This is a genomic window from Tianxiuia mixotrophica (assembly GCF_050596425.1).
Lineage (GTDB): Bacteria > Bacillota > Clostridia > Peptostreptococcales > Acidaminobacteraceae.
Genome location: NZ_CP192292.1, coordinates 1,204,328 through 1,230,871 on the forward strand (window position 1 = coordinate 1,204,328; position 26,544 = coordinate 1,230,871).

Sequence of the window (26,544 nt, forward strand, 5' to 3'; positions counted from 1 at the left end):
AGGTTGCAGCGTGAAAGTTAAAGACTTAATTGACAATCATGGATTTAAACTGCTAAGTGGTGGACAGACAGATAGGGAAATAACAGGTCTACAGTGCTGTGATCTGCTCAGCTGGGTTATGGCGAATGGCAAATCAGACAATGCTTGGATCACGGTGCAAACCCATAACAATATAATTGCAGTGGCATCCCTGCTTGATTTTGCCTGTGTCATCGTTCCAGAAGGCATTGACGTATCAGCAAATGTTATAGAAAAAGCTGCTGAAGAGGATGTTGTTCTTCTAGGAACTGAAATGGGTTCTTATGATATATTCAAATGCCTGTATGAAGCGGGATTAAAATAATGAAAATATACTATGATTTGCACATTCATACCTGTTTGTCCCCTTGTGGGCATGAGGATATGACCCCCAACAATATTGTGGGAATGAGTCAAATCAAAGGATTAAATATAATCGCCATCACCGACCATAACAGCACTGCAAATTGTGAAGCAGCCATTAAGGCAGCGGAAGGAACTGGGCTTGTTGTGATTCCGGGCATGGAACTTGAAACACTGGAAGGTGTTCATCTTGTGTGCCTGTTTCCAGACCTGAAAATTGCAAAATCATTTCAAAGAATAGTTGATCTTCATCGCCTCCCTATAAGGAATAGAGTGGAGAAGTTTGGGCATCAGCATATACTCAATGAAAATGATGAAGTTATAGGGGTGGAACCTAATTCACTGATGGCCTCAACATATTTAGATATTGATACGGCCATTGAAAAGGTCAATGAGCTTGGTGGCATTGCTTTTCCAGCCCATATTGACAGACCCTCGTATAGTGTTATTTCAAACCTGGGGTTTATACCGCCTTTTTGGAAAATCACAACAGTGGAAATATCAAAGTATCCTGGTTCTGAGAACTTTGAAAACGATCCGCAATATACCGAGAAATACCATGTGCTGAGAAACTCAGATGCTCACGATCTTATTAGAATATCGGAATGTGAGAACTATTTAGAATTAGAGACATGCAGTGCAAGAGCGCTCTTTGAATATTTAATGAGTCGAAAATAGATTGCTAGGAGAAAGGGATTTAAAATGAGAGAATTGTCTTTGCACATTCTGGATATAGCGCACAATTCTATCGCTGCAAAAGCTGAAACGCTACGCATTGCCATTATTGAAGACTTTGAAAAGGATCAATTAACGATTCGAATCAAGGATGATGGCAAGGGGATGGATGAGGCAACTTTGAGAAAAGTGGTTGACCCATTTTACACTACGAGAACAACGAGAAAAGTTGGACTGGGTATCCCTATGTTTAAGGCTGCTGCAGAGCAGTGTGGCGGGAGTTTTGAAATCAAATCTCAACTTGGGGTTGGAACAGAGATTGACGCTATATTTCAACATAGTCATATAGATCGGGTGCCTCTTGGCAACATGACAGAGACCATTATAACAATCATTATGGCCAATATTGACATGGATTTAATTTACACTCATGACATCAATGGCAAAAAATTCACCCTTAATACCAGGGATATAAAGAAGACACTGGGTGACCTGCCCATCAATAACATGGATGTGGTTATTTGGCTCAAAGGATACATTCACGAAAATTTAGCGGAACTCTCAGCTGGACATGGGAATGGAGAGGTAATGCATTGAATTTGAAAAAGACAGGTCAAAGACTTCTGCTTGCAACCATAGCCATTCTTTTTATGTCAAATTTTCTTGGATTGTATGGGATATGGAGACTGACTCTTGGAGCCTTTGGTATAGGAGCGGCCTTTGTGTTAATACTTTTTGGTGGCATTCGACCACCTGAAGAGTAGAAAGAAACGCAAAAGACTATAAAAGCAAATACAAGGTCATATCAGAGACAAAAATACATGTAAATGCTATTAAGATTTAGAAAAAATATATAGAAACAAGTAAATAAAGAATAAAGCAAAATAAATAAGAACTATATATGCTATTTAAAGCCATGATTGATTACCATTCCAGTCATGGTTTTTTTTGCGCCTTGCAAATGTAATAAAATTCCAGTAAACTTAAATGGAATAAAATAACAATAGGAGAGGCTATGAATATTATAGATGAAGTGAAAAAAAAGATTGGAAATTCAAAAGGTATATTTACAGTAGAAGCGGTTATTGTTTTCTGGGTGGTATTTATGGTGACTATGGTGGCCTTTACACAGATGGCTTGGACCTTTCAAAAGGCCTATACGGCCCAACATGTTCATAATGAATTGACACACTCTGATAAGACCATCCAGGTAGCGGTTAAAACAGAACTGGTTATAAACAAGACGGGGTACGCCTATGAAAGTCAAATTAAAAGGCGCTGGAGTGAAATCGATATAGATAAAAGGCTCTTTTGGCTGAGAACAGCAAGAGATGTCATTATGAAGGTGATGAAGAATGAATAATCGTGGAAGCATTACGGTCTTTTCAATACTGGTTATGTTTGGCGTCATTGTTGCGTTTTCAATTTATATGAATACCTTGGCTCAAGGATTAACGGAAAATAATGGTCTTAGGGTGCTTGAAAATGCCAGTCGCAATATCCAGTCTGCATATGACCATGCCTTATATTTTGAATATGGTCTGCTTGCATACGAGGAAGAATCATTAAAAAGTGAGTTTGATAAAAGCGTAGAGTCTGGTCTTTCCGGTCGGTCTGGTATGGGTATTTTACCCTTTCAGACTGTAACAAACTATAAAAAGGGATATGAAAAAAAGCAGGATTTGACACAACTAGATCTTGTTAGAGACCAAATGCTTGCTCAAGCTTTGATGAATGTTCCTAAAGAGTTTTTAGAACATCAAGATGTTGTAAAAAGCATGTTTGAACGTGCCCATAATGCAAAAAATAAAATCAAAGACATTAACAAAATAACTGACAAGATTGAAAAACTGAAAAAATATAATAAGAAACTCGGCAAGTGTTTGAACCGAGCAAAAAAAGTTGAAGACTGGATGACCGTTTATTTATCATCCAAAGGAAAAGTCAGGGTCAGTACAAGTCAACTAAGAAATGTACAAAAAGATATTGAAAAGTCTATAGCGAACAGTCTTGATGATTTCAGAGAAATTTCTGATCTTATCAAAGTGGAGAAAGATAATCTAGAAGAAGAAAAAACAGCTTATCCAGATCAGTTTAGAGAAGAAATTGAGCAGCAACTCGATGATTTTCTAGTCGGCAACAATGCTGTGGCACTTGGAGAAATTGATATTGAAGGTATCTATGTAGAAAAAAATTATGTGAATATGGTTCGAAGTCATTTTCAGTCTCAAACAAATGATCAGACCCTCGTGAATGATTTGATGGAGAGGTATGGGTACGGACTGGCTGCAATGAAGCAAACTCTTAGTGATATAGAAGATTTTGAAGAGGATCTTAAAGCAAGATATATTGATGACCTAGAAAGAATAAGGTCACTAAGAGAGGATGGTTCAGAATACGATCGCAAAGAAGCCAAAGCCTTAAGGAAAGATGTAATGAAAGAAATGCGCGAGGATGCAAAAGACTTTCTAGAAGATATAGATGTAAACATCTCATTTCCGGATGATGAAAAATGTAATGACAGGGATTTAGAAAACTATGTTGAGGACACAAGATCTAATGAACTACAAGGTGAAAAAGAAGCTGAAGATAATATGACCAAGGAGGATAAGGCAGAAAACTTATCAGAAAATGAGTTGACCACTCAGCAAATGGAGGAACTCCCATCAAGGCAACTAAAAGATAATCCTTATACTTACAAGGCCCTTAGTCAACCAATGATTGTGGAATATATTATGGGAACCTTTAGACACCGATTAACAGGCACCCACGAAGATCCCTGGGATTTTTATGAGAAAGCAGACAGACCCACATATTTCAGAGATGGGGAGATTGAGTACATACTCCATGGCTCAGCTAAGGAAAAGACAAATAGACATTGGGTGGCAGGCGAAATTTTCTTGATCAGAGAGGGTTTTAACATTGTCCATGTCTATACATGCAAAGAAAAAATTGCCCTTGCTAAACAGTTTTCAACAGTTGTGGCGCATCCTGTATGGACAAAACCCCTTTACTATCATGGACTTCTAGTGGGGTGGGCCAGCCTAGAGAGCGCTCTTGACGTCCAGTCGATTTTAAAAGGAGAAAAAGTAGCTGTACTTAAACTCAGTGATAAGGACTGGAAAACAAGTATAAGGGGGGCGAAAAATTCAGGCGGTAATAATTCAAGTTCAAAAACGGTGACAAATGGTTCTACTGGCCAATCTAATAGTGGATCGGCCAAGGGCAAAGGCACTGGTAAGAAGTCATTTAAAGAAAAGGGGCAGGCTTACATTAAGAACATGAACATGAATGAACAAGGGTATGATTTCTACTTGAGATTTTTACTGAACTTGAAAACATTTGATCAAAAGAAACATGTGTTAAGAGCCCTTGACCTGATCGTTGTGAATAAGAGTTCAGAGAACGCAAAGGTGGACGACTTGATCTCTCTAGAGGATTACTGGACAGGCCACCTACTTAAATTGACTTGGCCAGAGGGAGGGGTAGAGTATGAAGCGGAGTACGATTAAATCAACCCTTAGAAAAAATAGAGGCTCCTTGTCAGTGGAAGCTATTATAACCACAACAAGCCTCCTTCTCCTTCTCTTTACCATGTCAATTTTTCTTCGGCTTCACTATGTTTACGACTCTGTAGACCACAGTATATACAACGCCAGCAAACATGTTTCAGTCAATGAAGGCTTTGTTCTGCTGGCAGGGTCAAACGGGGCGGGGGAAATGAATGCCCGCCCCATCTTAGTCAAGGCCATGATAAAAAACGAAATCGCTAAAAATAACTTTGTTTCAAGATGGGAGGAAAAGGCTCTTAAATCATTACAAGTCAGTGAAGAGGCTGATTTTGATGTGGCGGCAGGGGCAGGGACTTACAAAATCACCTACGACTATCCCCTTCCAGCAGGTCTTGATTGCCTTCAATTAACACATCAAATTCGTATTCGAAGCATATGGAGCAAAGGACAAGTAGAGGCGGGACTGGCGTCAGGCAAAGAGGATGTGGTGAAAGCCTATACCTCTGAGCACGGACGAAATCATAAAATATATCATATATATGCAGACTGCTGGACTTTAAAAAGCAGTTGGAAGTCACCAGGTTCTGTGGAAACCCAAGATGAAGCCAGTCTTTCGGGGTATAGGCTTTGTAAGATATGCGCCAAAAAGAATGAAGCTGACGCTGAAAAAGAATAGTGTCCCCCTATAGGTGTTATAAGGGCAAAATTAAAACTTTGAAGCAAGCATAAAGTTAACAATATGACATATTTCACGTCATGTATTCGGATATTCAGAAATTTTCGATATAATATAGTCCATAAGATGACATTTTATGACCAAGTGTTTTACATATTTCAAAAAAGAGAAAACCAGGAGGAATACTTATGGATTCAAGATTAAAACAGTTGGCTGAGAATTTGGTGAGCTATTCAATCAAGCTTGAAAAGGGCGAAAATGTCCTGATAAACTGCGTTGGAGATACACCGAAGCCTCTTGTTAAAGCCATTGTAAAAGAAGTTCACAGAGTTGGAGCCAATCCTTTTGTAGATATAGTTGATCCAAGCATTGAAAGGGCTGTCACCATGGAAGCCTCGATGGAACAATTGGCCCTAAGACGGGAAAGAGATTTAGAATTCATGAAGAAGATGGATGCCTACATTGGTATCAGAGGGTCAAATAATGTTACAGAAATGGCCGATGTGCCTGGGGATAAAATGCAGGCTTACATGAGTCAATTTGCTTCACCGGTGACTGACCAACGTGTGGACCACACAAAATGGGTCGTTCTTCGCTATCCCAACAATGCAATGGCACAACTTGCAAATACAAGTCTGGAATCATTTGAAGACTTTTACTTCCAAGTGTGCAATCTAGATTATAAAAAAATGTCAAAGGCCATGGATGGCCTTGTGGAACTTATGAATAAAACCGACAAGGTTCATATAAAAGGACAAGGAACGGACTTGACATTCTCGATCAAGGGACTTGATGGTATAAAGTGCGATGGCGAGCTGAACATTCCAGATGGCGAAGTCTTCACAGCGCCTGTTAAGGACTCTGTCAACGGGATTTTATCTTATAACACGCCTGCTGTTTATCAAGGCTTCACATATGAAAATATTGTGTTGGAGTTTGAAAATGGTAAAATTGTAAAAGCCACTGCCAATGACACAGACCGTATTAACAAAGTTTTTGACACAGACGAAGGGGCGCGTTACATTGGCGAGTTCGCAATCGGAGTGAACCCATATATACTAAAGCCGATGAAAGACACCCTCTTTGACGAGAAGATAATGGGAAGCTTCCACTTCACACCCGGGGCAGCTTATGAAGAGACAAACAACGGAAATGACTCAAGCGTTCACTGGGATCTGGTATGCATACAAACCCCAGAATATGGTGGCGGAGAAATCTATTTTGATGACGTGCTCATTCGAAAAGACGGCCTCTTTGTTATCCCAGAACTAGAAGCCCTCAATCCTGAAAATCTAAAATAAGAGGTAAATGATCCAGCCTTGTGATGATTGACTGTCGTTGCAAGGCTTTTTACATTGCACAAGTGCAGGAGTGTATTCAAAATTTTACAATTGTTTGAATAGGGTGTGTTAAAATAAAGAGACAATCCAGGAAGGTCTCAAGACAGGTTTGGGGAGAATTGTATGTCAAGTTTAAGAGAAATGTTTTTTATTTTTTTGAGAATAGGTGCGCTCACCCTTGGGGGTGGCTATGTCATGATTCCGATTATGGAAGATGAAATTGTCCATAAGAGAAAGTGGATAGACGAAAAAGAGTTTATTGATATTCTTGCTGTGGCACAATCCTTCCCAGGAGCCATTGCTATTAACACATCTATTTATGTTGGATACAAGATAAGAAAGCATGTCGGTGCACTTGTGGCTTGCTTGGGCCTTATTTTGCCCCCTTTATTCATCATTTCAGGTGCGGCGGCCCTTATATTAAAGTATGGAGAAAACACTGTCACGCAAAAGTTATTCATGGGAATAAGACCTGCGGTTGCTGGTCTTATAGCTGCGGCAGTGATTAGACTGTCAAAGAGTCTTGAGCGAAACAAATTCAATGGTCTAATGGCTGTGGCCTCATTTGTCATTGTGGCCATACTAGGATTTCATCCAATTGCGGTTATTACTGGATCTGCCTGTATAGGCTATGCCCTTATGCGCTGGATAAAGGGGGAAGAATAATGGTCCTTCTACTTCAAATTTTTATGACGTTTCTAAAAATTGGTGCATTTAGCTTTGGGGGTGGCTATGCGGTCCTTGCTTTTATAGAAAAAGAAATTGTTCTTAGCAAGGGGTGGCTGAGTCCTCAGGAATTTATAGATGTTGTGGCCATTTCTCAAATCACACCGGGCCCCATTGCTGTGAATTCGTCAACCTTTGCTGGTTTTAAGGTGGCTGGCATACCAGGGGCTATCGCAGGCACCTTAGGTGTTACGTTGGTGTCTTATATTCTAATTGTTACTGCGGCCTCAAAACTTGAAAATATGAAAGACAGTTCAGCTATTCAGTGGATATTTTCAGGCTTAAGACCAGCTGTGATCGGGCTAATTGCATCGGCGGCTTACTCTATAGCCAAGTCGGCCGTGGTCGATCTTAAAGGGGCGGGTATAGCCATATTTGCCTTTGTGGCCATTATCAAAATGAAATGGCATCCCATTATAGTTATTGGCTTATCAGGGGCACTGGGACTGCTGCTTTACTGATCTAGGGCACACCCGCTGTATAGGGAACACAACTAGAAATACAACTAGAAACACAACTAGAAACACAACTAGGAATACAGAATAAAAAGAAATTGGAATAAAAATCAAAAGGAGGCGGGGACAATAAAAAAGTTTATCGTACCAGTGCTGATCGTCATAATCATTGCCCTCAGCGCATCAACCTGGCATTTTTACAAGCTCTATGAGGAAAGTCAAACCTATTTGGTCAAGGACTATTATAAGGACTTAAAGATTGTAGGGGCCAATAAAATCAAAGACGAAATATTCTTAAAGGCCAATAAAAAATGGTGGATCAAGGCTGATGCAGCCATGAAATACATCGATAGAAATATGTACTATTCTGGAAGTGGCAAGCGGGTTTATATGCCAATTGAGTCACTGGATTTAAAACTGGAGAATCGAGAACTCACCAGCTACCTTATTGGCAACCTTGATAAGATTAATATGCCAGTACGGGTGATTGACGGTATAAAGTATCTTGAAATTGAACAACTTGAAAATATTTATCCTGTACGACATGCCTATTACGCTGAGAGAGGGGTCCATGTCCTAGTCAACAATGAAATGGGTCTTAAAACAGGTATAACCTCAGAATCGGTCCGTATAATGGAAGACCAAAATGCAGAGGGTCTCGAAGTGGGCAAACTGAAAAAGGGAGAACTGGTCAATATCCTTAGAACAGAGGATTCGCATATGCTTATCCTTTCCCAGGAGGGGGCATTTGGCTATATACCATCAGCCAGTGTTCCAAACCCTGAAAAGGTGGAGATAAACAACCAACCTGTTCGTGAGTCACAAGAAAAGGTCATGTTGGAGCGAACGCGTTTGGTCTGGGAGCAAATTCACGACTACAAATATTATGACAGTCTTATGAAGTATGGTCCTGATGAAGGTCTTGACGTTTTATCTCCGACTTGGTTTAGTTTGAATGTAGACGGAATTGTTTTGAACATTGCTGACCAGGCTTATGTGGATGCAGCCCATGAAAAAGGCCTTCAAGTGTGGGCTTTGTTCAGCAACAGCTTTGACCCTGACTGGACCCATGAAATGCTATCGAGCGATAAACTAAGGTCAAAGGTCATTGCTCAAATTATAGCCTATACAGCCATATATGACCTAGATGGCATAAACATTGACTTTGAGAATGTTTATATGAAAGACAAGGCGAATTTTTCAAGCTTTGTGGCTGAACTTTCTCAAATGCTCCACCAGCAGGGCCAAGTGGTGAGTATAGACGTGACTGTTCCCTGGGGCAGTGAAAGATACTCCCTCTTTGCTGATCGTGTGGCCCTGGCGAGTTCTGTGGATTATGTTATGCTCATGGCTTATGATGAACACTGGGCATCCATTCAAAGTCCGGGGTCGGTGGCTTCAAGAGATTGGGTGGAAAAGGGCATTGAAAAATCCCTAGACCTGATACCGCGAGAAAAACTAATTTTGGGAGTGCCCTTCTATTCCCGGGTATGGAGTCAAATAGGAAGTGGTAAAGTTTCATCTAAAGCCGTTGGCTTTAATGGTCAGAAAGTCTGGCTTGAAAAGACCGGAGCTCAAGTTAAGTATGATCCTGAAACGGGACAAAACTATGCTGAAGCTGTGGTCGATGGTGTTAAGCAAAAAATATGGCTGGAAGACCATGTGTCATTAAAAATGCGTCTTGATATGGCTAAGAAATACAATTTACCAGGCATAGCTGGTTGGAGTTTACTCTTTACAACTCAAGAGGTGTGGGAGCAAATATCTGAGGAGTACCCTGCAAAAGGAGAAAACCAATGACCTTCTATAAGAAATTAAGCAAGTATTATGATATTGTTTTTAAAACAGGTCAGGCTCAACTCGACCTGATACAGTCCCATGTTCAAGCGGGCGGTCGAATACTTGACATAGGCAGTGGAACAGGCACCTACGCCATTCCTCTTGCACAACTTGGTTACGATGTTGTTGCCCTTGACTATGATCAGAGCATGATCGACAGATTAAGAGACAAGGCCCAGGCGCTTGAGCTGCACATTGATAGTTTTGCCAGGGATATGATGGGGCTGGACGACCTGATTGAAGATGAGTATGATGGTGTTCTTTGCATCGGCAATACACTGCCTCATTTAAAAGATATGGATGAAGTGAAAGCATTTCTGAAAATAGTCATAAAAAAATGTCCCATGAAAGTGCGTTTGTTGTCCAAACTGTGAATTATGATAGGGTCTACAAGCACAATGTGACCAAACTGCCCCTTATTGAGCGCCCCGAAAACGGTGTGGTTTTTGACAGATCTTATGAAATGCTTGATGAAGGCCGTATAAAGTTCTTGGGAAAACTGCAAATACCAGATGGCACAGTGTCTGAGTCGTCGACAACCCTGCTCGGTATACGACTGAATATGTTAAAAGAAGCCCTTATAAAAGCTGGCTTTGAAAATGTAAAAGCTTATGGCAGTTTTAAAAAGGACCCTTGGTCTGATGATAGTTATGCCACAGTGGTGGTTGCCAAGAAGTCATAAAGATTGTATGTGTCAATAAAATGTGGCTCTGTAAAGAACAATATTTAAGATGAAGAGAATAAACCATAAAAAGGCTGATTGAAAGCACGCTGGCATACGGTGCTTTTTCAATCAGCCTTATTTGATAAAATAGAAATCAGTGTATTGAAATCATGTACTTATGCTTCATTTAGAATAGAATGCGTGGTTTTAATTAACCAATTGACAGTATATCCCGTGCTTCATCAGGCGTGGCAATGCCACGGCCTGTGGCCTTGGCAATACGCACAACACGCTCTATTAGGGATTCGTTGGTTGCCAGTGTCTTTCCCTCGTAGAAAATCACATCCTCAAGGCCTGTACGTACGTGTCCGCCCATGGCAATGGCCATTGTGACCATTTGCACCTGAGACCGTCCTATGCCTGATACAGTCCAAGTTGAGCCTTCTGGAAGGTTATCAACCAAGTACATTAGGTTTTTAGGGGTGCCTGGCAAAGAGCCGGGCACATTCATAACCAGATTAAAGTGTAGAGGGCCTTTTAAGATGCCCTTTTTCTTTAAGTAGACGGCATTATGAAGCATGGCTCCATCAAAGACTTCAATTTCTGGCTTGATGCCAAAATCGTTCATTTTTTGTGCCAAGTCATGAATAAGCTCTGGGCTGTTGGCATTCACGCTTGTTGGAAAGTTTGAAGATCCAGTGGATAAACTGGCCATCTCAACATTTAGATCAAGCATCTGTCCACGCCAGTCTGCTGAACTTGCAGAACCACCTCTAGCGCCAGTGGATACTTGTCTGATTATATTAACATTCGTCTCGTCCAGACGATCGAGAACTGCCTTGAACAGTGACCGGTCGCTTGTCGGTTTCAAGTTCTCGTCTCGAACGTGGATATGTGCGATAGAAGCGCCTAGATTGGCGCAGTTCTGGATGTTTTGCACGATTTCCTCTGACGTTAGGGGGACATGCGGTGTCATTTCCTTTGTCGGAACATTTCCCGTTGGCGCTACCGTTATGATCAGCTTGTTCATGGTACATTCTCCTTCCGCTTCTGAGGGTATCCATTACTTTTTCAATGCCAAGTGTGAGTCTTTCAACAATTAGATCCACTTCATGTCTTGTAATATTTAGAGGCGGTGCAAGAAGAATATGATCGCCCTTATATCCAATGAAGCAGCCCCCACCCGGATAAACGACTAGGCCCTCTTCTAGACAAGCTTCCATAATTAGCCCCTGTAAACGTTCGTCATTTTCGAATGGTTTTTTTGTTTTTTGGTCTGAAACAAACTCAATCCCAATCATAAGACCGAGACCTCGAATATCACCTACGATAGGGTATTCATAAAGTGGTTGTAGCTTTTGCATCAAGTATTTTCCTTGATTTTCAGCATTTTTGACCCAGTCCTCCCGTTCAATGATAGACAGAACCTTATCGGCCACAGCGCAGGAAAGGGGATTGCCGGCGTAAGTATGCCCGTGGACAAAATGACCACTGCCGTTTACCATTATTGTGTCAAAGATCTCATCATTGGCAATGGTTGCCCCAATTGGAGTGTAGCCACTGCTCATGCCTTTGGCCACGGTCAGGATGTCTGGTGTGATGCCAAAGTGGTCAACTGCAAAATTTTTGCCTGTGCGACCAAAACCAGACATAACTTCATCTAAGATGAGCAAAATATCATATTTGGTACAGATTTCTCGAACCATTTTAAAATAAATTGAGTCAGGGTACACGCCTGGTGCCGCAGAACCTATAATCGGCTCTGAAATAAAGGCAGCCACATTTTCAGGCCCTTGACGGAGGATCTCCTCTTCAAGAGCTTCAGCAGCGAGTACACTTGTATCGTGTAAGGTAACAGCATGCCATGGATTCCTATAGTGATAAAACTGAGGAATTTTCGGGAAGTTTATAAGGATGGGGTCATACATTTTACGACGACCTGTTATACCTGTCATGGACAGAGCGCCTAGGGTGTTGCCATGAAAAGAATTCCATTTGGAAATAATTTTCCATTTAGAGGACCCCTTGCCATCACGTTCGACGAAATATTGTCGAGCCATCTTTATGGCAGCTTCTGTGGCTTCAGAACCGCCAGAAACAAAGTAAACATGGTTTAGACCTTCAGGTGCCCATTTGACAACGCGGGCAGCCAATCTTTCGATAGGATCCACTGTCCATCTTGAAAGATGGGTGTATGCAATTGTTTTCATTTGCTCTGCTGCAAAGTCAGCAACCTCTTCATTGCCGTGTCCGATGTTTGCTACTGCTGAACCGGAGCATCCATCAATATACGCCTTGCCGTCTTCATCGAAGAGGTAAATCCCCTTTCCGTGTGAAACTTTTGGATAATACCAATTCTGGTTTCTATAAAACACGTTATTTTGGGGTGCATTCGTGCCGTTCGTGGTTTCGCCTCCTACGGGTGCTTTTGCAGAAAATGATACGTTATGTGTTATATACCCAATCAATATAAAAAATAAGGATTAATCCCAAGACAAGTCTGATTCAAGTCATATGGGAATGACAATAAAAAAATCCAGTACAAAAAAAGCTTGCGCGATTTTTGTACTGGATTTTATCTGCTAGGTCAAGATGGGCTGCATCATTACCGCAAATAAAGCAGTTGTTTGCATGCTGTTACGACTTATTCATTTTCTCGCTTCGCCACTGATGATAACGCTCTATGGACTGCTTGACAGCAACGCATATAGCCTTTTGTGAATGGCCATGGTATCTAAAGCTAATGGCATCGATTAGATCCTGAACAGAGTCTTCATGAAGGTTGAATCCAACAATGATATCTTTCAGGAACATCTTTGCCTCATCCGTTATAAGGGTGCATGACATATCTGTGACACGACCTGTTTTATAATTGATGACGAGCCCGACGCCGACCACTTCCACGAGTTGACCAGCGGCCATATTGCTTGGTAGCTTAGCGTATGAAATGAAGTAAACCGTTTCACTATCATAGTGTTTCATGGGATCACTCACTCCATTTCTACCACAGATTATACACGAAAGATACTTATTTTCAATAATATTTTGCAAATTTGTGTTAAAATTTTAATGAGATTTTTAATTTGATTCTGGAGTGAGCGACTTGTAAAATAGGATTCAATAATTCTCGTCATACCATATGTCATACCATATATAGATGCTTAAGAATCAAAAATTCTATATATGGCATGATGAGGATGTGAAGCTGTAATTTTGCAAGCGCCTGGGATAAGCATTTCTCCTAGTTTTATAGGGCGTATATGAAAATATGTAATAAATTCGTGGTATCACATATTAAGGTTTCTTGTGCACAATATATAGATACTTCACAATTCGTTTTTCTATATATCGGGTTGAGATGGTGGATGACAAATGATTTAAAAAAAATTGATGTCGGGGGAAGCAAATGATCAAAAGAGATAGGGTGACGGAGGTTTTTTTTATAGCCGCGGCCACTGCATTGATGGGACAAGTTTATATTCATCCATTTAATTCTTCCTTTAGAATATCACTGGGTATTGTAGCTATGACACTTTTGATTTTGAAATTTGAAAAAGTGCCTATTGCCATAACCGGATTTATTTCAGGGGGAGCCATTTTTGGTTTTCGTGTTTTTCTTGACTATGTTTCAACTGCAGCAGACATCATTCCAATTATGAATAAGCACATACCTGCGGCCATATTTTATATGATTGTCGCTGTTATGTACTCGCAACTTAAGATTAGAAATTATGCAGATTATCCGGTCCAGCTCATATTCATGGTCAGCATTTCAGACATTATGGCCAATATAATGGAAGTTGTCATGCGCCAGGAATTTGATGGGACATCAGCAGACGTGGTCCTTCTGGGCCTTTTTATAGCCGGGTTTGTTCGGGCATTTTTGATTCTTATTTTATATTCGGGGCTCAGGTTTTACAGTGTTCTCCTTTTAAGGGAGGAACAAAATGAGAAGTATAAAGAGTTTCTTCTTATGAGCGCCAAAATGAAAGCCGAAATTTTCTTTTTGAATAAATCCATGGGAGATATTGAGTCGGCTATGAACCGGAGCTACTCTATCTATTCAGAACTCAAAAATGATGAGGTTGAAATTGATCAAACCTATATAAGCCATCTTAAGGGACGGCTCCTAAACTTATCAAAAGATATTCATGAAATAAAAAAAGACTCTCAAAGGGTGATATCGGGGATGGAAAGTCTCCTGCCTGACCATAGAAATAAGGAACATATACTGATTGGTGAAGTGCTTGAAATCATACAGGAAAACACCAAGCGTTATGTCAAAGCCCTCAATAAGGACATAGAAATCGTTCTTGATATTGGGGATGACATGATTATAAATGACTATCATTCCCTTATAAGTGTCTTGAACAATCTGATTAATAATGCCATTGAATCCATTGAGAAAACAGGCTTTATTCATATATCACAAAGAAAAGAAGGGCCTAATTTGGTTTTTGAGATCACAGACAACGGGAGTGGAATAAAACCCAAGGACCTACAGGCCATTTTTAAGCCTGGTTTTTCAACCAAGTTTGATAAAAAAACGGGAAGAATGTCTACGGGAATAGGCTTGACCCATGTGAAAGAACTTGTTGAATCCTATTATAAGGGGCAATTGTATGTGGAATCAGAAACGGAGAAAGGAACAATGTTCAAAGTGTACATTCCTATAAAAAATATACAAACAAGCGATTTTCTTGCTTAAATACAGGATAAGGAGATACATCAAAATGGAGGTGGGGACCTAAGTGAAACCAAGAATTTATCTGGTCGATGACGATATAGGTGTGCGAACAATCTTATCCAACATCATTGAAGACAATGATTTGGGCATACTCGTAGGGGAAGCGGAAGATGGGGAGCAAGCTCTAGGTGATATTTCAAAGCTCAAACCAGACCTTGTTTATGTGGACTTGCTCTTGCCAAGTATGGATGGAGTTGAGATTATAAGCCGTGTTCGGAAGCATGATCGTGACATGCAGTTTATCATGATTTCAGAAGTCACATCGCAGGATATGATCAGTGAGGCCTATAAGTCAGGGATTGAGTTCTACATTAACAAGCCCATCAATGTTGTTGAGGTTGTGACCATCACGCAAAAGGCCATCGAAAATCAGCGTATCCGTAGAACCTTGAGTCAAATCAATCAAACGCTTAATGCTGCGGCAGGCCTAACAGCATCTGCCCACGTAGAAAAACAGGTTATTGTCAACGAAACACCAAGGACTGTGGCTCAGAAGCTCTTCACTGAAATCGGGATAATGAATGAAGCCGGGGCTTCGGATCTTCTTCATATGGTTGACATGATTATTGAAGATATGGCTTTTAGCAAGAGCAGGCAGATGGCTATAAACATGTCCAAGCTATATGAAAAGCTAAGTGAACATTACAAAGAAGAAGGTGTTACCAAGTCGGTTTCTAAAAAAGCCATTGAACAGCGTGTGAGACGATCAATTCACACAGGTCTTCAAAATATAGCCAACTTGGGCATAGAGGATTTTGGAAACTTGAAATTTGAAAAGTATTCCAACAGTTTATATGACTTCAAAGATGTTAAGGCTGAAATGGACTTTATCAGAGGGCGGTCTAAATACCATGGCAAGGTAAGTGCCAAAGGATTCCTTGAAGGCGTTATAAACATTATTCAAAAATAGCAAGGGAAGATATTATGAAAAAAGATACGCTCTCCAGATTTTTTATTGCACTGATTCTTGGAGGCATATGTGGTATTGTGGTTTATTCAGTTCGCATACCACTGCCTGTTTTGGATGTGCTTCACAAAATATCTGGCACTGGAATAACTGTGTTCAATTCAATGATAAAAATACTGATTTACCCCCTGGGCTGTTTTGCGTTTATTGATGCTTTTCGCCTCATGTGGAGCATGATACGTGGACATTATAGCGGGGGGGGGGATTCAGTGCGCACCTATATAGCCACAACCATATTGGCGGTTTTGCTGGCTATATTCATAGGGTCCTTGCTGTATGATGGATTGGGTGGTTTCATGGACTTCAGTCCCTGGTTGGAGGCTAGAGAAAATGTCATTATGTCCAGCCGATTGGTGGAGACCTTAACGAGACTGCCCCTAGAAATTGTATGTGCCCTTTCTGCGCTTCTCGGGGTTGTCCTAGCTGAAATCGACAAAGGGAGAGGAGAAATTCGACCACCGGATAAAGATGGATTTAAAACGATGTACAAGCGTTTTATTCAGATTATTTATAAGCTTTATACGGTCTTGCCCCTAATGATTTTTCTGGTTTCTTTTGAGCTAACAGCAAGAACGGGGACTGCTGTGTTTCGTTTTGTCCTCTACTATGTTATATCGGTCTTTGTCCTTGTGGCCCTTCATGTTCTTCTTGTCTATAGTGGGACCATTAAGTTGAAGCTAAAATTATCCCCCTTAAAGTTCTTTGAAAAAAGTGTCTCCCTAGTGCGTGTGGCAGGGTGGACCATAAACAGCCAAGAAACGGAACCCATTACCATTCGAACCGCTACTATAAAATTAGGCGTGCCGGAGAAAATAGCTGAAAATGTTGTTCTGGGTGGAACGACTCTCAATATGGATGGGACCGCTATTATGCAGGCCGTGGCCATACTTCTTACAGCCAATGTGTACGGCATTGTCTTTGATTCTTCAAGCCTATGGACCCTGGTTCTCATGGTTGTTATAACAGCAATGGTCACAACCGCAGGGACCTTGACGGGGATGTTTACCCTAGGCATAATATTTCATGTTTTTGGAGTGCCAGTTGAACTGTTGGCAATAATTATTTCTATAAGCCATGTGGTCAGTGTTGCGGTGACACCTGTCAATATTCTTGGTGATTTGGTCGCCGCTATGGTCGTGGCTTCAGATTTAGGGAAATTAGACAGAGATGTTTTTAATAAGTAGTCATAATGCAAGAATTTCAATTGTTCTTGCATTATGACTTTTTTTATTGGGCTGGAATATATAAGTTTGGAAAAAGCGAAAACGTGCGGAAATTACCATAAAAAAAGAGCGAAAACTGTTAGAATACGCCTTTAACTGCGTATAAGTATAATGAAAAATATTAATTGATTAATAAAGTTCGTCTTTGAGTGCGGATTGTATCTACAAAAAAACATAATAAAAGTATTGTAAAATGCATGAAAGTGATCTATAATATTCATATAGACAAGATTGTATACGATTATTCAAAAATGGAGGTATGGCAATGGACAAGAACGTTCAAAACAACTACGTTAAGGTTGGCGTCTGTAAGAGATGTGAAGAAGAGAAAAAAGTTAATCGCTTTGGACTTTGCAAAACTTGTAATTCAGAAGTAGATCGCGAATATGCAATGCTATACGGTTTTAAAACAATGGAATACTAAGTCGGACCAAAGGATGAAAACCAATGGAAAGCCATCAAACGTGAAACGACGTTGCCGTGTAAAGGTAGCGTCGTTTTTGTATGCAGTCATAAAGAAGCGTGGAGAATCTGGTTAAAAACTAAAATTATACAAAAGATTTGACCCAGTGACTTGTTACAGGGTAAAAGTAAGATTATAATGTGAATGGATAATACATATACGACAGAGAGAGTTCCAGTGTGAAAGGACTATTATTATGAACGTTATAAAAGAAACCACAGGTATCCAGTTAGATGGATTCGATATAGAACGTATAATTATAAGAAACAAGAACAATATAAAATTAAGTGTTTTGTCGGTAGGCTGCGCCATTGAAGGTTTTTATGTGCCCGACAAAAATGGACAAATTGAAAATATAGTCCTTTCTTATGACGATGTGAAGACCTATCTTGAAAACCCTGACTATTTCGGCAGTATTGTTGGTAGAACAGCAGGGCGAATTTCAAAAGGGCGCTTCAAGCTAGAAGGTCAGACTTATGAACTTGACAAAAATGATCAGGACTATAATTTACATTCAGGCAGAGCTGGCTTGCAAAAGAAAAACTGGAAAGCCGAAATTGTTGAAGAAGGCAGTGCGGGAGGCGTGGTCTTCACCCATGAAAGTCCTGATGGCGACGGTGGATTTCCGGGGAATGTAAAGCTTTGTGTGAAATATATTCTTGATGAGGACAACACACTTCATATGACATATGAAGGTGTAACAGATGCCCCAACAATTTTAAATATGACAAACCACACTTACTTTAACTTAAGTGGAGATGTAAATAGACAGGTTTTTAATCATAGATTGTGGATCAATTCAGAGCAGTTCGCACCGATTCAAGAAAATGGTTGTCCTGTAGGTCTCCTAGCAGGTGTTGATGGAACGGCCTTTGATTTCAGAGAGGAAAAGACCATAGGTCAGGACATTGGAGCCAATGAAACGCAGATAATGCGTGGTGGTGGATTTGACCATCCGTTTTTACTTGAAAAGAGTGACACCCCTCAAGTCAAATTGAGTCATCCTGAGACAGGCAGACAGCTGCTGGTATGGACAGACCAAGACGCTGTTGTTGTCTACACGGCCAATCATTTAGACCATAAGGCCATTTGCCTTGAAACACAAAACTTGCCAGATCATGTGAATCGCAAAGGCTTTCCATCCCAAGCGGTGACACCGGAAAAGCCATACAAGGCCCAGACAAAAATTCATGTAGGCCACGTATAACAAGCAGGGCCTTTAAAAAAGTGATAATAATAAAGACTTCACAAACCTTTTGATAGGGATGTGAAGTCTTTTTATAATATACATTATATTTTTGTGGATGAAAGTAAGTACAAAACGCCACTTCCTAAATTTGATATTTTTTGAGTTCTGATTTTAGGTTAATGGACAGCTTCTCAAGTTCAACAATATAATCTGCAAAATCTTGAAGCTGGTGAGTGAACTGTTGTACATTGGCGCTCATTTCCTGGCTTGATGCGGAGTTCTCTTGTGCAATGGCAGCCAGTGTATGCATGTTCTCAAAAACTTCACTAACTTTTTTGGTTTCAGATTGAAGTCTTAGAGACAGTTCAACAATACCTTCAGCAACATCTGAAATCTGGTTGGTTGCAGAACGATTGTTTTCGGCCACTGTATGAAGTTTCTTATTGCCATCTTCAAGGGCCACAAATTGGTCAGCCACTTCTGTAACCATATGATTAACTTCTTCAGTAAATAGGTTGAGGTTAGAATTGATCGTGTTCACAGCGTCTTTTGAATCTTCAGCAAGCTTACGAACTTCCTCAGCTACAACGGCGAAACCACGTCCGTGTTCACCTGCACGGGCAGCCTCAATAGAAGCGTTTAGAGCAAGCAGATTGGTTTGTTCAGCGATCGATTCAACTGTAGAAACAATATCAATAATATCTTGAACCTTTGTTGAAAGGTCTTGACCCAAGTCATTAACCCCTGCAAACTTTTCACGAATATCATTTAGGTTAGAAGAAACATCCTGAAGCTCTTTGAATGAAGTTTCAATGTTAGAAACAGCAGCTTCTAGGCTGTCTTTTCTCTCAATTTCCTCTTCAGTCAAGGCATTAAGTGTTTCGATATTACCACTTAGTATATTCACTGAACTTTCAGTTTCAGTGGCTTGGTGAGTGGCGCCTTCAGCAACTTCCTGAACATTGGTTGAAATAATATCTGCCACTTCAGTCATGTTATCAGCGACATCCTTAAATTTTTGATTGAAGTTATGAATGTCATCAACCCCACCTTTGAAGAGGATAAAGTCTTCACGAAGGGCTTCTTTTACACTGCCGATTTCTTTAAATATATCTTCGTAATTGTCACCAGTGCTTAAAACAGTATCATTATCAAACTTGAGATTTTTCATATCTTCAAGTTCTTCAAGTGTCGCATGTGTTGGAGACCAAACAATTCGAGCGGTTGTAATGCCGACAACCAGTGTAATAAGACCGCCAATGCCACCAACAATCCAGTCACCTGTTCCTAGTCCAGTAACAAGCGTTGTAGCAATTGCTGGCAGGAAGGCAATCTTAGCCGGTGCATATTTTAAGAATCCAAGTGATAAGAGCTTGGTCATTTTATAAGATTTATAGACCTTGGTGCCTTTTTCCACTTTAATTTTTATAACCATCTGGTGGGTGCCATCAGACAACTGAGACCGGTCCAGTATTTCAGTCTCCATTTTTTCGTTGAAGTATTCAGCAGCCCCTTCAAGAAGCCCCTGGAAGTATTCAAAGAGCCCTCGCTTTGATTGATAAGTGATTGTAAATGTCGTATTATCAATCTCCGTTGGAATGAGTCTAGGTGGTTTTGCACCTTTAATCATTTTAGTAAGCTGAGCATGGACGCTGTCCATCATGGTTAAGAAAGCCTTTAGGCTTGATCTTTCAAAAAATGAAGGAAACCACTTGCTAAAACTAATAATATTATGGCGTCCTAGTGTTCTCCATACTTGTTCTGTAGAAATGCCAACTTTGGATCCAACGTGGCCCATAACACCAAAAATAACATCGTCTTGGATATCATCAAGAGGAGAAATTATTTTGCTTGCCGACCAACCGATGGATTCCATTGCTTCCACTTTTACATTATTTCCCCATACATTTTCGATGGTATTTAACCAAACCGATACTACCGAACCTTTCATATAAACCCTCCTCGGAAATTACACTCTATTAGTGCAATTATAACAGATTTTCATTATATATGGATGATATATAGATGAATAATTAAAAAATGTTGAGATTGTGGGGAACTTTCCTTATACTTATTCCCATTGTTATAAAAAGAAACCAAAATAAGGTGGAATAAAAAAAACACCATATGAAATAAATTCACATGGTGTTCTATAAAAAAATATTTGGAGGGTTGATGCTATTTGTTTGACATATACTGATCGTATTCAGTTTTTATAGATTCAATAACATTGTGAACAGTAGACATTTCAGTCAGTTTTATAGCGTTTTGTCCTGCGAAAACCAGACCGTTTTCTGTGTCGCCCTCAACAGAAGCCACAAGGGCGTCGGTAATGCAGTAAGGGGTTGTTGCAGGGTTACAGCCCTTAAGACAGGTATAACATCTGGTAACTTTGTGTGCCCCTTCTTTGGCCAGTTCTGTAAATCGGTTTCGAATGGCGCGACCAGGGAGACCGACTGGACTGACTATAATTTCGATATCTTCCTCATTGGCATCTATATAAGCCTGCTTGAAATTTTCATGTGCATCACATTCTTCTGTGGCTACAAAACGTGTTGACATTTGAACCCCTGATGCACCGGCTTCCATCATTTCAGCCATATCTGCACCTGTATAAACACCACCGGCTGCAATAACAGCCACCTTACGACCATACTTTTCTTCATAAGGTTTTAGAGCCTCAACCACTTCAATAACAAGATCCTTTAAGTTTGGCCATTTATCAGCTTTTAGGTCATCAGGCGAGAAGCCTAAGTGGCCTCCTGCAAGGGGACCTTCAACGATGACAGCATCAGGTAGAAAATCATACTTTCTACCCCAAATCTTTGCGATGGTTGCTGCCGCTTTACCAGAAGATACAATTGGGGCAATTTTTGTCTTAGACCCTTTTACAAGATCAGGCAGGGTTTTAGGCAGACCTGCTCCAGAAATAATAAGGTCAGCTTTTTCTTTAACAGCTGTCATAACAAGTTCAGTATAATTTTTTGAAGCAGCTAGGAAATTAACCCCAATAAAGCCACCTGGAGCCAGTTCTCGAGCTTTTCTAAGTTCTTTGATAAGGCCCTGAACGTTGGCAGCAGCATTATCTGTTCTAAAGTTCTCTTCTTTGTAACCTGGTTGAGCACCAGAAATAATTCCGATACCCCCTTCATTAGCAACCGCAGCAGCTAACTTGGACATGGAAACGCCAATACCCATACCGCCTTGAATAATTGGCAGTTTAACGTTCATGTCCCTAATTTTAAGTGTTGGAAACATACTTTATACACTCCTGACTGAGTCCCACTGTTCATATCACAACAGTCTAATTATAAAACTGCTATTTTTAGCATCTTGCAAGTGTCTGACACCCGCAAGTGTCTAATCTACATCCCTAGACTACTATGTAATATTGTATATCAAAGTAGAACTACAAGTCAACACTAGATATTAATACCAGATACTAAAAATATTTGGATAAAGTTTGAAAATAATTTGCAATTTACCCCCTCTATGATAAAATGACCATGAACCTGATAAGGTCAGGTTGGATGGTATCCTTGGGGAGCCATACCATGTGCCTAGTATTACAGACAATCCCATACGCTTGGACACTCACAGAGGTGTCAGATTCTGCTCGGAGCCTATGGACAGAGACAGACAAAGGATGATGTGAATCATCCAATTTCTGAATGCCTGCCTAGATGCAGGTTTTTATTATTTACCCCAGAATATGATATTCAGGGGCTATGGGAGGGATGAACTTGAAAATTGGCTTTATCGGCGCTGGCAAAGTTGGAAAGGCATTTGGAGCTTACCTCGTTAAGCATAAGCATGTATTATCCGGCTACTTTAGCCAGAGTATAGAATCAGCCAAAGAAGCTGCAAGCCTGACAAACAGCGGGTATTACAGCAGAATTGAAGATCTGGTTAAGACCTCGGATTTGATATTTATCACAACGCCGGACTCTGTTATAGAGACAGTGGCAAATCAAATTGCGAAGATTTATTCAGAAGAAAATTCGATAAGGAGCCTCGGGCTCTTAAAAGGAAAAACATTTGTTCATATGAGTGGTGCACATTCCAGTGAATGTTTAAAGGTCCTTGAGATAAAAGGGGCTGATGTGGCATCGCTTCATCCAATTCAGTCAATTGCGGATGTTGAGACTGCCGTTAAGCAGCTTGAAACAAGTGTGTTTTCTATTGAAGGTACGCAGGGGGCCCTAAATTCCTTAATAGAATTATTAGAAAAAATGCAGAACACATATTTTACAATTAAAAGCGAGCAGAAAACCTTGTATCATATGGCGGCGTGTACGGTGTCCAACTATCTTGTGACACTTGTCGACGCAGGTCTATCCATGTATGAATCCATTGGAATTGATAGAGAAACGGGATACAAGGCGCTTTATCCACTTATACGTGGTACAGTTGAAAATCTTAAGCACATGGATACCAAGGAAGCCCTTACGGGACCCATCGCACGCGGTGATATTAACACGGTGAAAGCACATCTTAATGCTGTTCATGACAAGCAACTTGAAGACTTTTATAGATTTCTTGGACAGGCCACTGTCAGGATTGCCAAACAGAAGTCACATGCAGACAGCAGTAAGTTAGGGAAACTGGAAGAGTTGTTAGATGATGAGGTGAAATCATGAACAAGGGCAAATTTACGGTATCTTCTTTTATTGCATTTAAAGAGAATGAGAAAAAAATATCTATGCTGACAGCATATGATTATTCAACAGCCAAGCTTTTAGATGAAGCGGGTGTTGATACAATTCTAGTGGGTGACTCACTGGGCATGGTCATGCTGGGGTATGAAGACACATTAAGTGTAACAATGGAGGACATGCTCCATCATACAAAGGCGGTTGCACGTGGTGTGAACAAGGCTTTTGTTATTGGAGACATGCCATTTATGAGCTATCACATTTCTATAGAGGAATCCGTTCGAAATGCGGGTCGATTTATTAAAGAAGCAGGAGCAGACGCCATAAAACTAGAGGGTGGAGCGGATGTTATTGACAAGGTTCGTGCCATAGTGAAGGCTCAAATTCCAGTTGTAGGCCACCTTGGTTTAACACCACAATCTGTAAATATGTTTGGTGGTTTTAAGGTTCAGGGTAAAAGTGAAGCACAGGCCAAAAAGCTGATTGAAGAGGCTTTGCTTTTACAAGAAGCCGGTTGTTGTGCAATTGTCCTTGAGTGTGTGCCAGAAAAACTTGCTAAAATCGTAAGTGAAAAATTAACCATACCAACTATAGGGATTGGTGCAGGCAAGTACTGTGATGGTCAAGTTCTTGTTATACAGGATATGCTAGGCATGTACTCAGATTTCGTGCCTAAATTTGTGAAGAAATTTGCCGACGTGGGCTCTTCTATGAAAGAAGCCGTGGCTGAATATAAAAAAGAAGTGCAAGACATGACATTCCCAGAGGAAAAGCATACTTTTAAAATCAAGGATGAAGTCCTTGAGAAACTCTATTAATATTATCAGGAGGTCCTTATGGAGCTATATACAAGTGGGAGTGCGTTAAGAAATCTCCTTAAAAGCCTGAAAAGACAAGGTCGTTCAGTTGGCCTGGTCCCAACCATGGGTTTTTTGCATGAAGGCCATAAATCATTGATGGATAGGGCGAGGCGAGAGAATGATATTCTTGTGGCAAGTGTTTTTGTCAACCCAACACAATTTGGTCCTGAGGAAGATTTAGAAGCCTATCCAAGGGATATTGAAAGAGACAAGGAAGTTATGGAATCAGCGGGTGTGGATTATGTATTCTACCCGACTGTTGAAGAAATGTATCCTCAGGGATTTAGCACATATGTTAATGTGGAAGGCTCACTTACATCACGCATGTGTGGTGCAAGCAGGGAGGGGCATTTCCGTGGCGTTGCTACAGTTTTATCCAAACTCTTTAATATTTGTGTGCCAGATAGAGCCTATTTTGGAATGAAAGACGCCCAACAGGTTTCGGTTGTTCAAAGAATGGTTGAAGACATGAACTTTGACTTAGATATCGTACCATGTCCTATTGTTCGTGAACCAGATGGACTGGCTCTAAGTTCCAGAAACACATATTTAGATGCCCAGCAAAGAAAGGATGCACTCATTCTTTCTAAGTCCCTAGGTCGTGCACGTGAAATGATCGATGGAGGAGAGCGGGAAGCTGCTGCCATTTACGCTGAAATGAAAAGAATGATCAATACCATAGAGTATATGAAAATTGACTATATAGAAATTCTGGATGCAAAATCTTTAGAACCTTTACAGACACTTGAAGGGGATGTGCTTATTGCCCTTGCTGTTTGGGTTGGAAAACCAAAATTACTAGATAATATCAGGTTGGAGGTTGAATAGATGTTGGTTAATATGTTTAAGGGTAAAATTCACAGAGCTGTTATTACAGAAGCCAATCTAAATTATGTAGGGTCAGTGACAATTGATAAAACACTTATGGATGCTGCTGGTATACTTCCAGGAGAACGGGTTCAAATTGTTGATAATAACAATGGATCAAGACTGGAAACATACGTTATAGAAGGTGAAGCGGATAGCGGTGTTATTTGCCTCAATGGCGCGGCTGCAAGAATGGTACAGCCAGGAGATGTATGCATAATCATAGCTTATTGCTGGATTGACCAAGATAAGGCTCTGGATTTTGAACCCAAAGTGGTCTTCTGTGATGAAAATAACAGGATTGTTGAAATGGCTACATCCGAAACCCATGGTGATATAAAGTAAGTCATGCTTTTATTGAATAATAGGATAAAGATTTAAAGTTAAGGCGAATCGTTGATCTCAGTATAGAGACCAAAGGTTCGCCTTTATATTTATATTAAATCGTGGTTGTATTATTTGAGATTAGGGGTATAATCAATAATGAGTGAGTAATCACTCATTATTCTAGATTCACTTTTTTAACATGTATATTCATAAGTGAACGACTTGCAAAATATCATTTAAAGAGTTTCAACATAAGGTGTATAGCTATTAAAAACTAAAAAACTCTATATGGTATGTTGAAAACGCAAATCAGTAATTTTCCGCACGTAAATAGGAAATTGACTATACGGAGGTATTTATGAAAAATCTGTCTACAAAAGAAAGAATCCTTGTATCAGCCATTAAAATGTTTTCAAAAAAAGGCTACTCGGGCGCATCCACATCAGAAATTGCAAAAGAGGCAGGCTGTGCAGAAGGAACGATTTTCAGATACTTTCCAAAGAAAATCGACCTCCTAAAGCATGTGGCAGAGAACTTTATAATTGAGTTTTCAAGCAACATAGCAACCAAGTTACTTTACAGACTCCTAGAAGAGAGTGATGACATGACGCCTGAAGAATTGGTGGAGGCCCTTATACGTGACAGGATCATGCTGGTTGAAAAGAAAATGGAGATATTAAAAATTGTTGTTTATGAAATCAACTTCCATGATGAAGTCAGCAAAATGTTCTTTGATTCTTTTAAAGCCAACGTAGAAGATATTGGTGCAGAACTTGTCAAAGTGCTTGCAAAAAAACTCGATAAAGAAAACCTAGATATCTATATGATTCTTCGAACGGTTTTCGGACAAATTGCAGGTATTATTTTTCATTTCAGACTCATGGGGATTGTTGACGAAAAGGAAAAAATGGCCGTTATGGATGACATGCTCAAAACGTCAGCACAAGTTGTTATTAACGGATTAAAGGCGGTGTAGAA

At 40.2% G+C, this 26,544-nt stretch carries 27 protein-coding genes and 1 pseudogene; 23 read left to right on the forward strand and 5 right to left on the reverse strand.

Annotated features, from left to right (window positions below):
- The first annotated feature begins 10 nt into the window (after positions 1–10).
- The 13 genes from ACQ4KW_RS05300 (at position 11) to ACQ4KW_RS05360 (ending at position 10,286) form a co-directional block, all read left to right on the forward strand.
- Entirely contained in the window at positions 11–343 is a 333-nt protein-coding gene (locus ACQ4KW_RS05300) for an AraC family transcriptional regulator (RefSeq protein WP_430885491.1), read from the forward strand.
- Positions 343–1,059, forward strand: a complete 717-nt coding sequence (locus ACQ4KW_RS05305; protein ID WP_430885492.1) for a PHP domain-containing protein — start codon at positions 343–345, stop codon at positions 1,057–1,059. Before ACQ4KW_RS05300 ends, ACQ4KW_RS05305 begins: the two co-directional genes overlap by 1 nt.
- 24 nt (positions 1,060–1,083) lie before the next feature.
- Entirely contained in the window at positions 1,084–1,653 is a 570-nt protein-coding gene (locus ACQ4KW_RS05310; protein WP_430885493.1) for an ATP-binding protein, read from the forward strand.
- Entirely contained in the window at positions 1,650–1,820 is a 171-nt protein-coding gene (locus ACQ4KW_RS05315; RefSeq protein WP_430885494.1) for a hypothetical protein, read from the forward strand. The genes ACQ4KW_RS05310 and ACQ4KW_RS05315 overlap by 4 nt, the downstream gene beginning before the upstream one ends.
- A 251-nt stretch (positions 1,821–2,071) precedes the next feature.
- Complete coding sequence (locus ACQ4KW_RS05320; RefSeq protein ID WP_430885495.1) at positions 2,072–2,419, forward strand: hypothetical protein; 348 nt, start codon at positions 2,072–2,074, stop codon at positions 2,417–2,419.
- Positions 2,412–4,568, forward strand: a complete 2,157-nt coding sequence (locus ACQ4KW_RS05325; RefSeq protein ID WP_430885496.1) for a DUF5702 domain-containing protein — start codon at positions 2,412–2,414, stop codon at positions 4,566–4,568. The genes ACQ4KW_RS05320 and ACQ4KW_RS05325 overlap by 8 nt, the downstream gene beginning before the upstream one ends.
- Positions 4,549–5,244 (forward strand): hypothetical protein, encoded by a 696-nt coding sequence (locus tag ACQ4KW_RS05330; RefSeq protein ID WP_430885497.1) that lies wholly within the window; start codon positions 4,549–4,551, stop codon positions 5,242–5,244. Before ACQ4KW_RS05325 ends, ACQ4KW_RS05330 begins: the two co-directional genes overlap by 20 nt.
- A 188-nt stretch (positions 5,245–5,432) precedes the next feature.
- A complete protein-coding gene (locus tag ACQ4KW_RS05335) occupies positions 5,433–6,545 on the forward strand; it encodes an aminopeptidase (RefSeq protein WP_430885498.1) in 1,113 nt (370 codons plus the stop codon).
- 162 nt (positions 6,546–6,707) lie between these two features.
- Entirely contained in the window at positions 6,708–7,250 is a 543-nt protein-coding gene (locus ACQ4KW_RS05340) for a chromate transporter (protein WP_430885499.1), read from the forward strand.
- A 23-nt stretch (positions 7,251–7,273) separates the two neighbouring features.
- Positions 7,274–7,771 (forward strand): chromate transporter, encoded by a 498-nt coding sequence (locus tag ACQ4KW_RS05345; protein WP_430885500.1) that lies wholly within the window; start codon positions 7,274–7,276, stop codon positions 7,769–7,771.
- Positions 7,772–7,915: 144 nt separating this feature from the next.
- Positions 7,916–9,565, forward strand: a complete 1,650-nt coding sequence (locus tag ACQ4KW_RS05350; protein ID WP_430885501.1) for a glycosyl hydrolase family 18 protein — start codon at positions 7,916–7,918, stop codon at positions 9,563–9,565.
- The gene (locus ACQ4KW_RS05355; RefSeq protein WP_430885502.1) at positions 9,562–9,978 is read left to right on the forward strand and encodes a class I SAM-dependent methyltransferase; all 417 of its coding nucleotides are present in this window, start codon (positions 9,562–9,564) and stop codon (positions 9,976–9,978) included. Before ACQ4KW_RS05350 ends, ACQ4KW_RS05355 begins: the two co-directional genes overlap by 4 nt.
- Positions 9,975–10,286, forward strand: a complete 312-nt coding sequence (locus ACQ4KW_RS05360; RefSeq protein ID WP_430885503.1) for a hypothetical protein — start codon at positions 9,975–9,977, stop codon at positions 10,284–10,286. Before ACQ4KW_RS05355 ends, ACQ4KW_RS05360 begins: the two co-directional genes overlap by 4 nt.
- Positions 10,287–10,479: 193 nt before the next feature.
- Here the strand turns inward: ACQ4KW_RS05360 and ACQ4KW_RS05365 are convergent, their stop codons facing one another.
- The 3 genes and pseudogenes from ACQ4KW_RS05365 to ACQ4KW_RS05375 form a co-directional block, all read right to left on the reverse strand.
- The gene (locus ACQ4KW_RS05365) at positions 10,480–11,298 is read right to left on the reverse strand and encodes a 3-keto-5-aminohexanoate cleavage protein (RefSeq protein WP_430885504.1); all 819 of its coding nucleotides are present in this window, start codon (positions 11,296–11,298) and stop codon (positions 10,480–10,482) included.
- Positions 11,299–11,335: 37 nt separating this feature from the next.
- Positions 11,336–12,643: pseudogene (locus tag ACQ4KW_RS05370) on the reverse strand (aspartate aminotransferase family protein); the annotation flags it as partial.
- A 262-nt stretch (positions 12,644–12,905) separates the two neighbouring features.
- Positions 12,906–13,250 carry a DUF3870 domain-containing protein gene (locus ACQ4KW_RS05375; protein ID WP_430885505.1) on the reverse strand — a complete coding sequence of 115 codons (345 nt, stop codon included), beginning with the start codon at positions 13,248–13,250 and terminating at the stop codon, positions 12,906–12,908.
- Between the two features lie 424 nt (positions 13,251–13,674).
- On the opposite strand from ACQ4KW_RS05375, the gene ACQ4KW_RS05380 reads away from it, so the two are divergent.
- The 5 genes from ACQ4KW_RS05380 to ACQ4KW_RS05400 all read left to right on the forward strand — a co-directional run bounded on the left by ACQ4KW_RS05380 (position 13,675) and on the right by ACQ4KW_RS05400 (position 18,875).
- Positions 13,675–14,976, forward strand: coding sequence for an ATP-binding protein (locus ACQ4KW_RS05380; RefSeq protein WP_430885506.1), 1,302 nt, complete (start codon positions 13,675–13,677; stop codon positions 14,974–14,976).
- A 43-nt stretch (positions 14,977–15,019) separates the two neighbouring features.
- On the forward strand, positions 15,020–15,925 hold the full coding sequence (locus ACQ4KW_RS05385; protein WP_430885507.1) for a response regulator: 906 nt from the start codon (positions 15,020–15,022) through the stop codon (positions 15,923–15,925).
- 14 nt (positions 15,926–15,939) lie between these two features.
- A complete protein-coding gene (locus ACQ4KW_RS05390) occupies positions 15,940–17,166 on the forward strand; it encodes a dicarboxylate/amino acid:cation symporter (protein ID WP_430885508.1) in 1,227 nt (408 codons plus the stop codon).
- Positions 17,167–17,470: 304 nt separating this feature from the next.
- Positions 17,471–17,629, forward strand: coding sequence for a hypothetical protein (locus ACQ4KW_RS05395; RefSeq protein WP_430885509.1), 159 nt, complete (start codon positions 17,471–17,473; stop codon positions 17,627–17,629).
- 235 nt (positions 17,630–17,864) lie between these two features.
- Positions 17,865–18,875 carry an aldose epimerase family protein gene (locus tag ACQ4KW_RS05400; protein ID WP_430885510.1) on the forward strand — a complete coding sequence of 337 codons (1,011 nt, stop codon included), beginning with the start codon at positions 17,865–17,867 and terminating at the stop codon, positions 18,873–18,875.
- Positions 18,876–18,999: 124 nt separating this feature from the next.
- On the opposite strand, the gene ACQ4KW_RS05405 is transcribed toward ACQ4KW_RS05400, so the two are convergent.
- Together ACQ4KW_RS05405 and ACQ4KW_RS05410 are read right to left on the reverse strand one after the other, a co-directional pair.
- Positions 19,000–20,808: a heme NO-binding domain-containing protein gene (locus ACQ4KW_RS05405; RefSeq protein WP_430885511.1), complete on the reverse strand. Its 1,809-nt coding sequence runs from the start codon at positions 20,806–20,808 to the stop codon at positions 19,000–19,002.
- A gap of 227 nt (positions 20,809–21,035) precedes the next feature.
- Positions 21,036–22,115, reverse strand: a complete 1,080-nt coding sequence (locus ACQ4KW_RS05410; protein ID WP_430885512.1) for an NAD(P)H-dependent flavin oxidoreductase — start codon at positions 22,113–22,115, stop codon at positions 21,036–21,038.
- A 485-nt stretch (positions 22,116–22,600) separates the two neighbouring features.
- Between ACQ4KW_RS05410 and ACQ4KW_RS05415 the strand changes: the two genes are divergently transcribed.
- The 5 genes from ACQ4KW_RS05415 (at position 22,601) to ACQ4KW_RS05435 (ending at position 26,542) form a co-directional block, all read left to right on the forward strand.
- Positions 22,601–23,497 carry a Rossmann-like and DUF2520 domain-containing protein gene (locus ACQ4KW_RS05415; protein ID WP_430885513.1) on the forward strand — a complete coding sequence of 299 codons (897 nt, stop codon included), beginning with the start codon at positions 22,601–22,603 and terminating at the stop codon, positions 23,495–23,497.
- On the forward strand, positions 23,494–24,330 hold the full coding sequence (gene panB, locus ACQ4KW_RS05420) for a 3-methyl-2-oxobutanoate hydroxymethyltransferase (RefSeq protein ID WP_430885514.1): 837 nt from the start codon (positions 23,494–23,496) through the stop codon (positions 24,328–24,330). The genes ACQ4KW_RS05415 and panB overlap by 4 nt, the downstream gene beginning before the upstream one ends.
- 18 nt (positions 24,331–24,348) lie before the next feature.
- Positions 24,349–25,200: a pantoate--beta-alanine ligase gene (gene panC / locus ACQ4KW_RS05425; protein WP_430885515.1), complete on the forward strand. Its 852-nt coding sequence runs from the start codon at positions 24,349–24,351 to the stop codon at positions 25,198–25,200.
- On the forward strand, positions 25,201–25,584 hold the full coding sequence (gene panD, locus ACQ4KW_RS05430; protein ID WP_430885516.1) for an aspartate 1-decarboxylase: 384 nt from the start codon (positions 25,201–25,203) through the stop codon (positions 25,582–25,584).
- A 340-nt stretch (positions 25,585–25,924) separates the two neighbouring features.
- Positions 25,925–26,542, forward strand: coding sequence for a TetR/AcrR family transcriptional regulator (locus tag ACQ4KW_RS05435; protein WP_430885517.1), 618 nt, complete (start codon positions 25,925–25,927; stop codon positions 26,540–26,542).
- Positions 26,543–26,544: the final 2 nt, after the last annotated feature.

What these genes read in the sequence shown, in the direction of transcription:
- ACQ4KW_RS05305 (WP_430885492.1), top strand. Translation starts at nt 343, where the DNA reads ATGAAAATATACTATGATTTGCACATTCATACCTGTTTGTCCCCTTGT.
- ACQ4KW_RS05310 (WP_430885493.1), top strand. Translation starts at nt 1,084, where the DNA reads ATGAGAGAATTGTCTTTGCACATTCTGGATATAGCGCACAATTCTATC.
- ACQ4KW_RS05320 (WP_430885495.1), top strand. Translation starts at nt 2,072, where the DNA reads ATGAATATTATAGATGAAGTGAAAAAAAAGATTGGAAATTCAAAAGGT.
- ACQ4KW_RS05325 (WP_430885496.1), top strand. Translation starts at nt 2,412, where the DNA reads ATGAATAATCGTGGAAGCATTACGGTCTTTTCAATACTGGTTATGTTT.
- ACQ4KW_RS05330 (WP_430885497.1), top strand. Translation starts at nt 4,549, where the DNA reads ATGAAGCGGAGTACGATTAAATCAACCCTTAGAAAAAATAGAGGCTCC.
- ACQ4KW_RS05335 (WP_430885498.1), top strand. Translation starts at nt 5,433, where the DNA reads ATGGATTCAAGATTAAAACAGTTGGCTGAGAATTTGGTGAGCTATTCA.
- ACQ4KW_RS05340 (WP_430885499.1), top strand. Translation starts at nt 6,708, where the DNA reads ATGTCAAGTTTAAGAGAAATGTTTTTTATTTTTTTGAGAATAGGTGCG.
- ACQ4KW_RS05345 (WP_430885500.1), top strand. Translation starts at nt 7,274, where the DNA reads ATGACGTTTCTAAAAATTGGTGCATTTAGCTTTGGGGGTGGCTATGCG.
- ACQ4KW_RS05355 (WP_430885502.1), top strand. Translation starts at nt 9,562, where the DNA reads ATGACCTTCTATAAGAAATTAAGCAAGTATTATGATATTGTTTTTAAA.
- ACQ4KW_RS05365 (WP_430885504.1), bottom strand. Translation starts at nt 11,298, where the DNA reads ATGAACAAGCTGATCATAACGGTAGCGCCAACGGGAAATGTTCCGACA.
- ACQ4KW_RS05375 (WP_430885505.1), bottom strand. Translation starts at nt 13,250, where the DNA reads ATGAAACACTATGATAGTGAAACGGTTTACTTCATTTCATACGCTAAG.
- ACQ4KW_RS05380 (WP_430885506.1), top strand. Translation starts at nt 13,675, where the DNA reads ATGATCAAAAGAGATAGGGTGACGGAGGTTTTTTTTATAGCCGCGGCC.
- ACQ4KW_RS05390 (WP_430885508.1), top strand. Translation starts at nt 15,940, where the DNA reads ATGAAAAAAGATACGCTCTCCAGATTTTTTATTGCACTGATTCTTGGA.
- ACQ4KW_RS05395 (WP_430885509.1), top strand. Translation starts at nt 17,471, where the DNA reads ATGGACAAGAACGTTCAAAACAACTACGTTAAGGTTGGCGTCTGTAAG.
- ACQ4KW_RS05400 (WP_430885510.1), top strand. Translation starts at nt 17,865, where the DNA reads ATGAACGTTATAAAAGAAACCACAGGTATCCAGTTAGATGGATTCGAT.
- ACQ4KW_RS05405 (WP_430885511.1), bottom strand. Translation starts at nt 20,808, where the DNA reads ATGAAAGGTTCGGTAGTATCGGTTTGGTTAAATACCATCGAAAATGTA.
- ACQ4KW_RS05410 (WP_430885512.1), bottom strand. Translation starts at nt 22,115, where the DNA reads ATGTTTCCAACACTTAAAATTAGGGACATGAACGTTAAACTGCCAATT.
- panB (WP_430885514.1), top strand. Translation starts at nt 23,494, where the DNA reads ATGAACAAGGGCAAATTTACGGTATCTTCTTTTATTGCATTTAAAGAG.
- panC (WP_430885515.1), top strand. Translation starts at nt 24,349, where the DNA reads ATGGAGCTATATACAAGTGGGAGTGCGTTAAGAAATCTCCTTAAAAGC.
- panD (WP_430885516.1), top strand. Translation starts at nt 25,201, where the DNA reads ATGTTGGTTAATATGTTTAAGGGTAAAATTCACAGAGCTGTTATTACA.
- ACQ4KW_RS05435 (WP_430885517.1), top strand. Translation starts at nt 25,925, where the DNA reads ATGAAAAATCTGTCTACAAAAGAAAGAATCCTTGTATCAGCCATTAAA.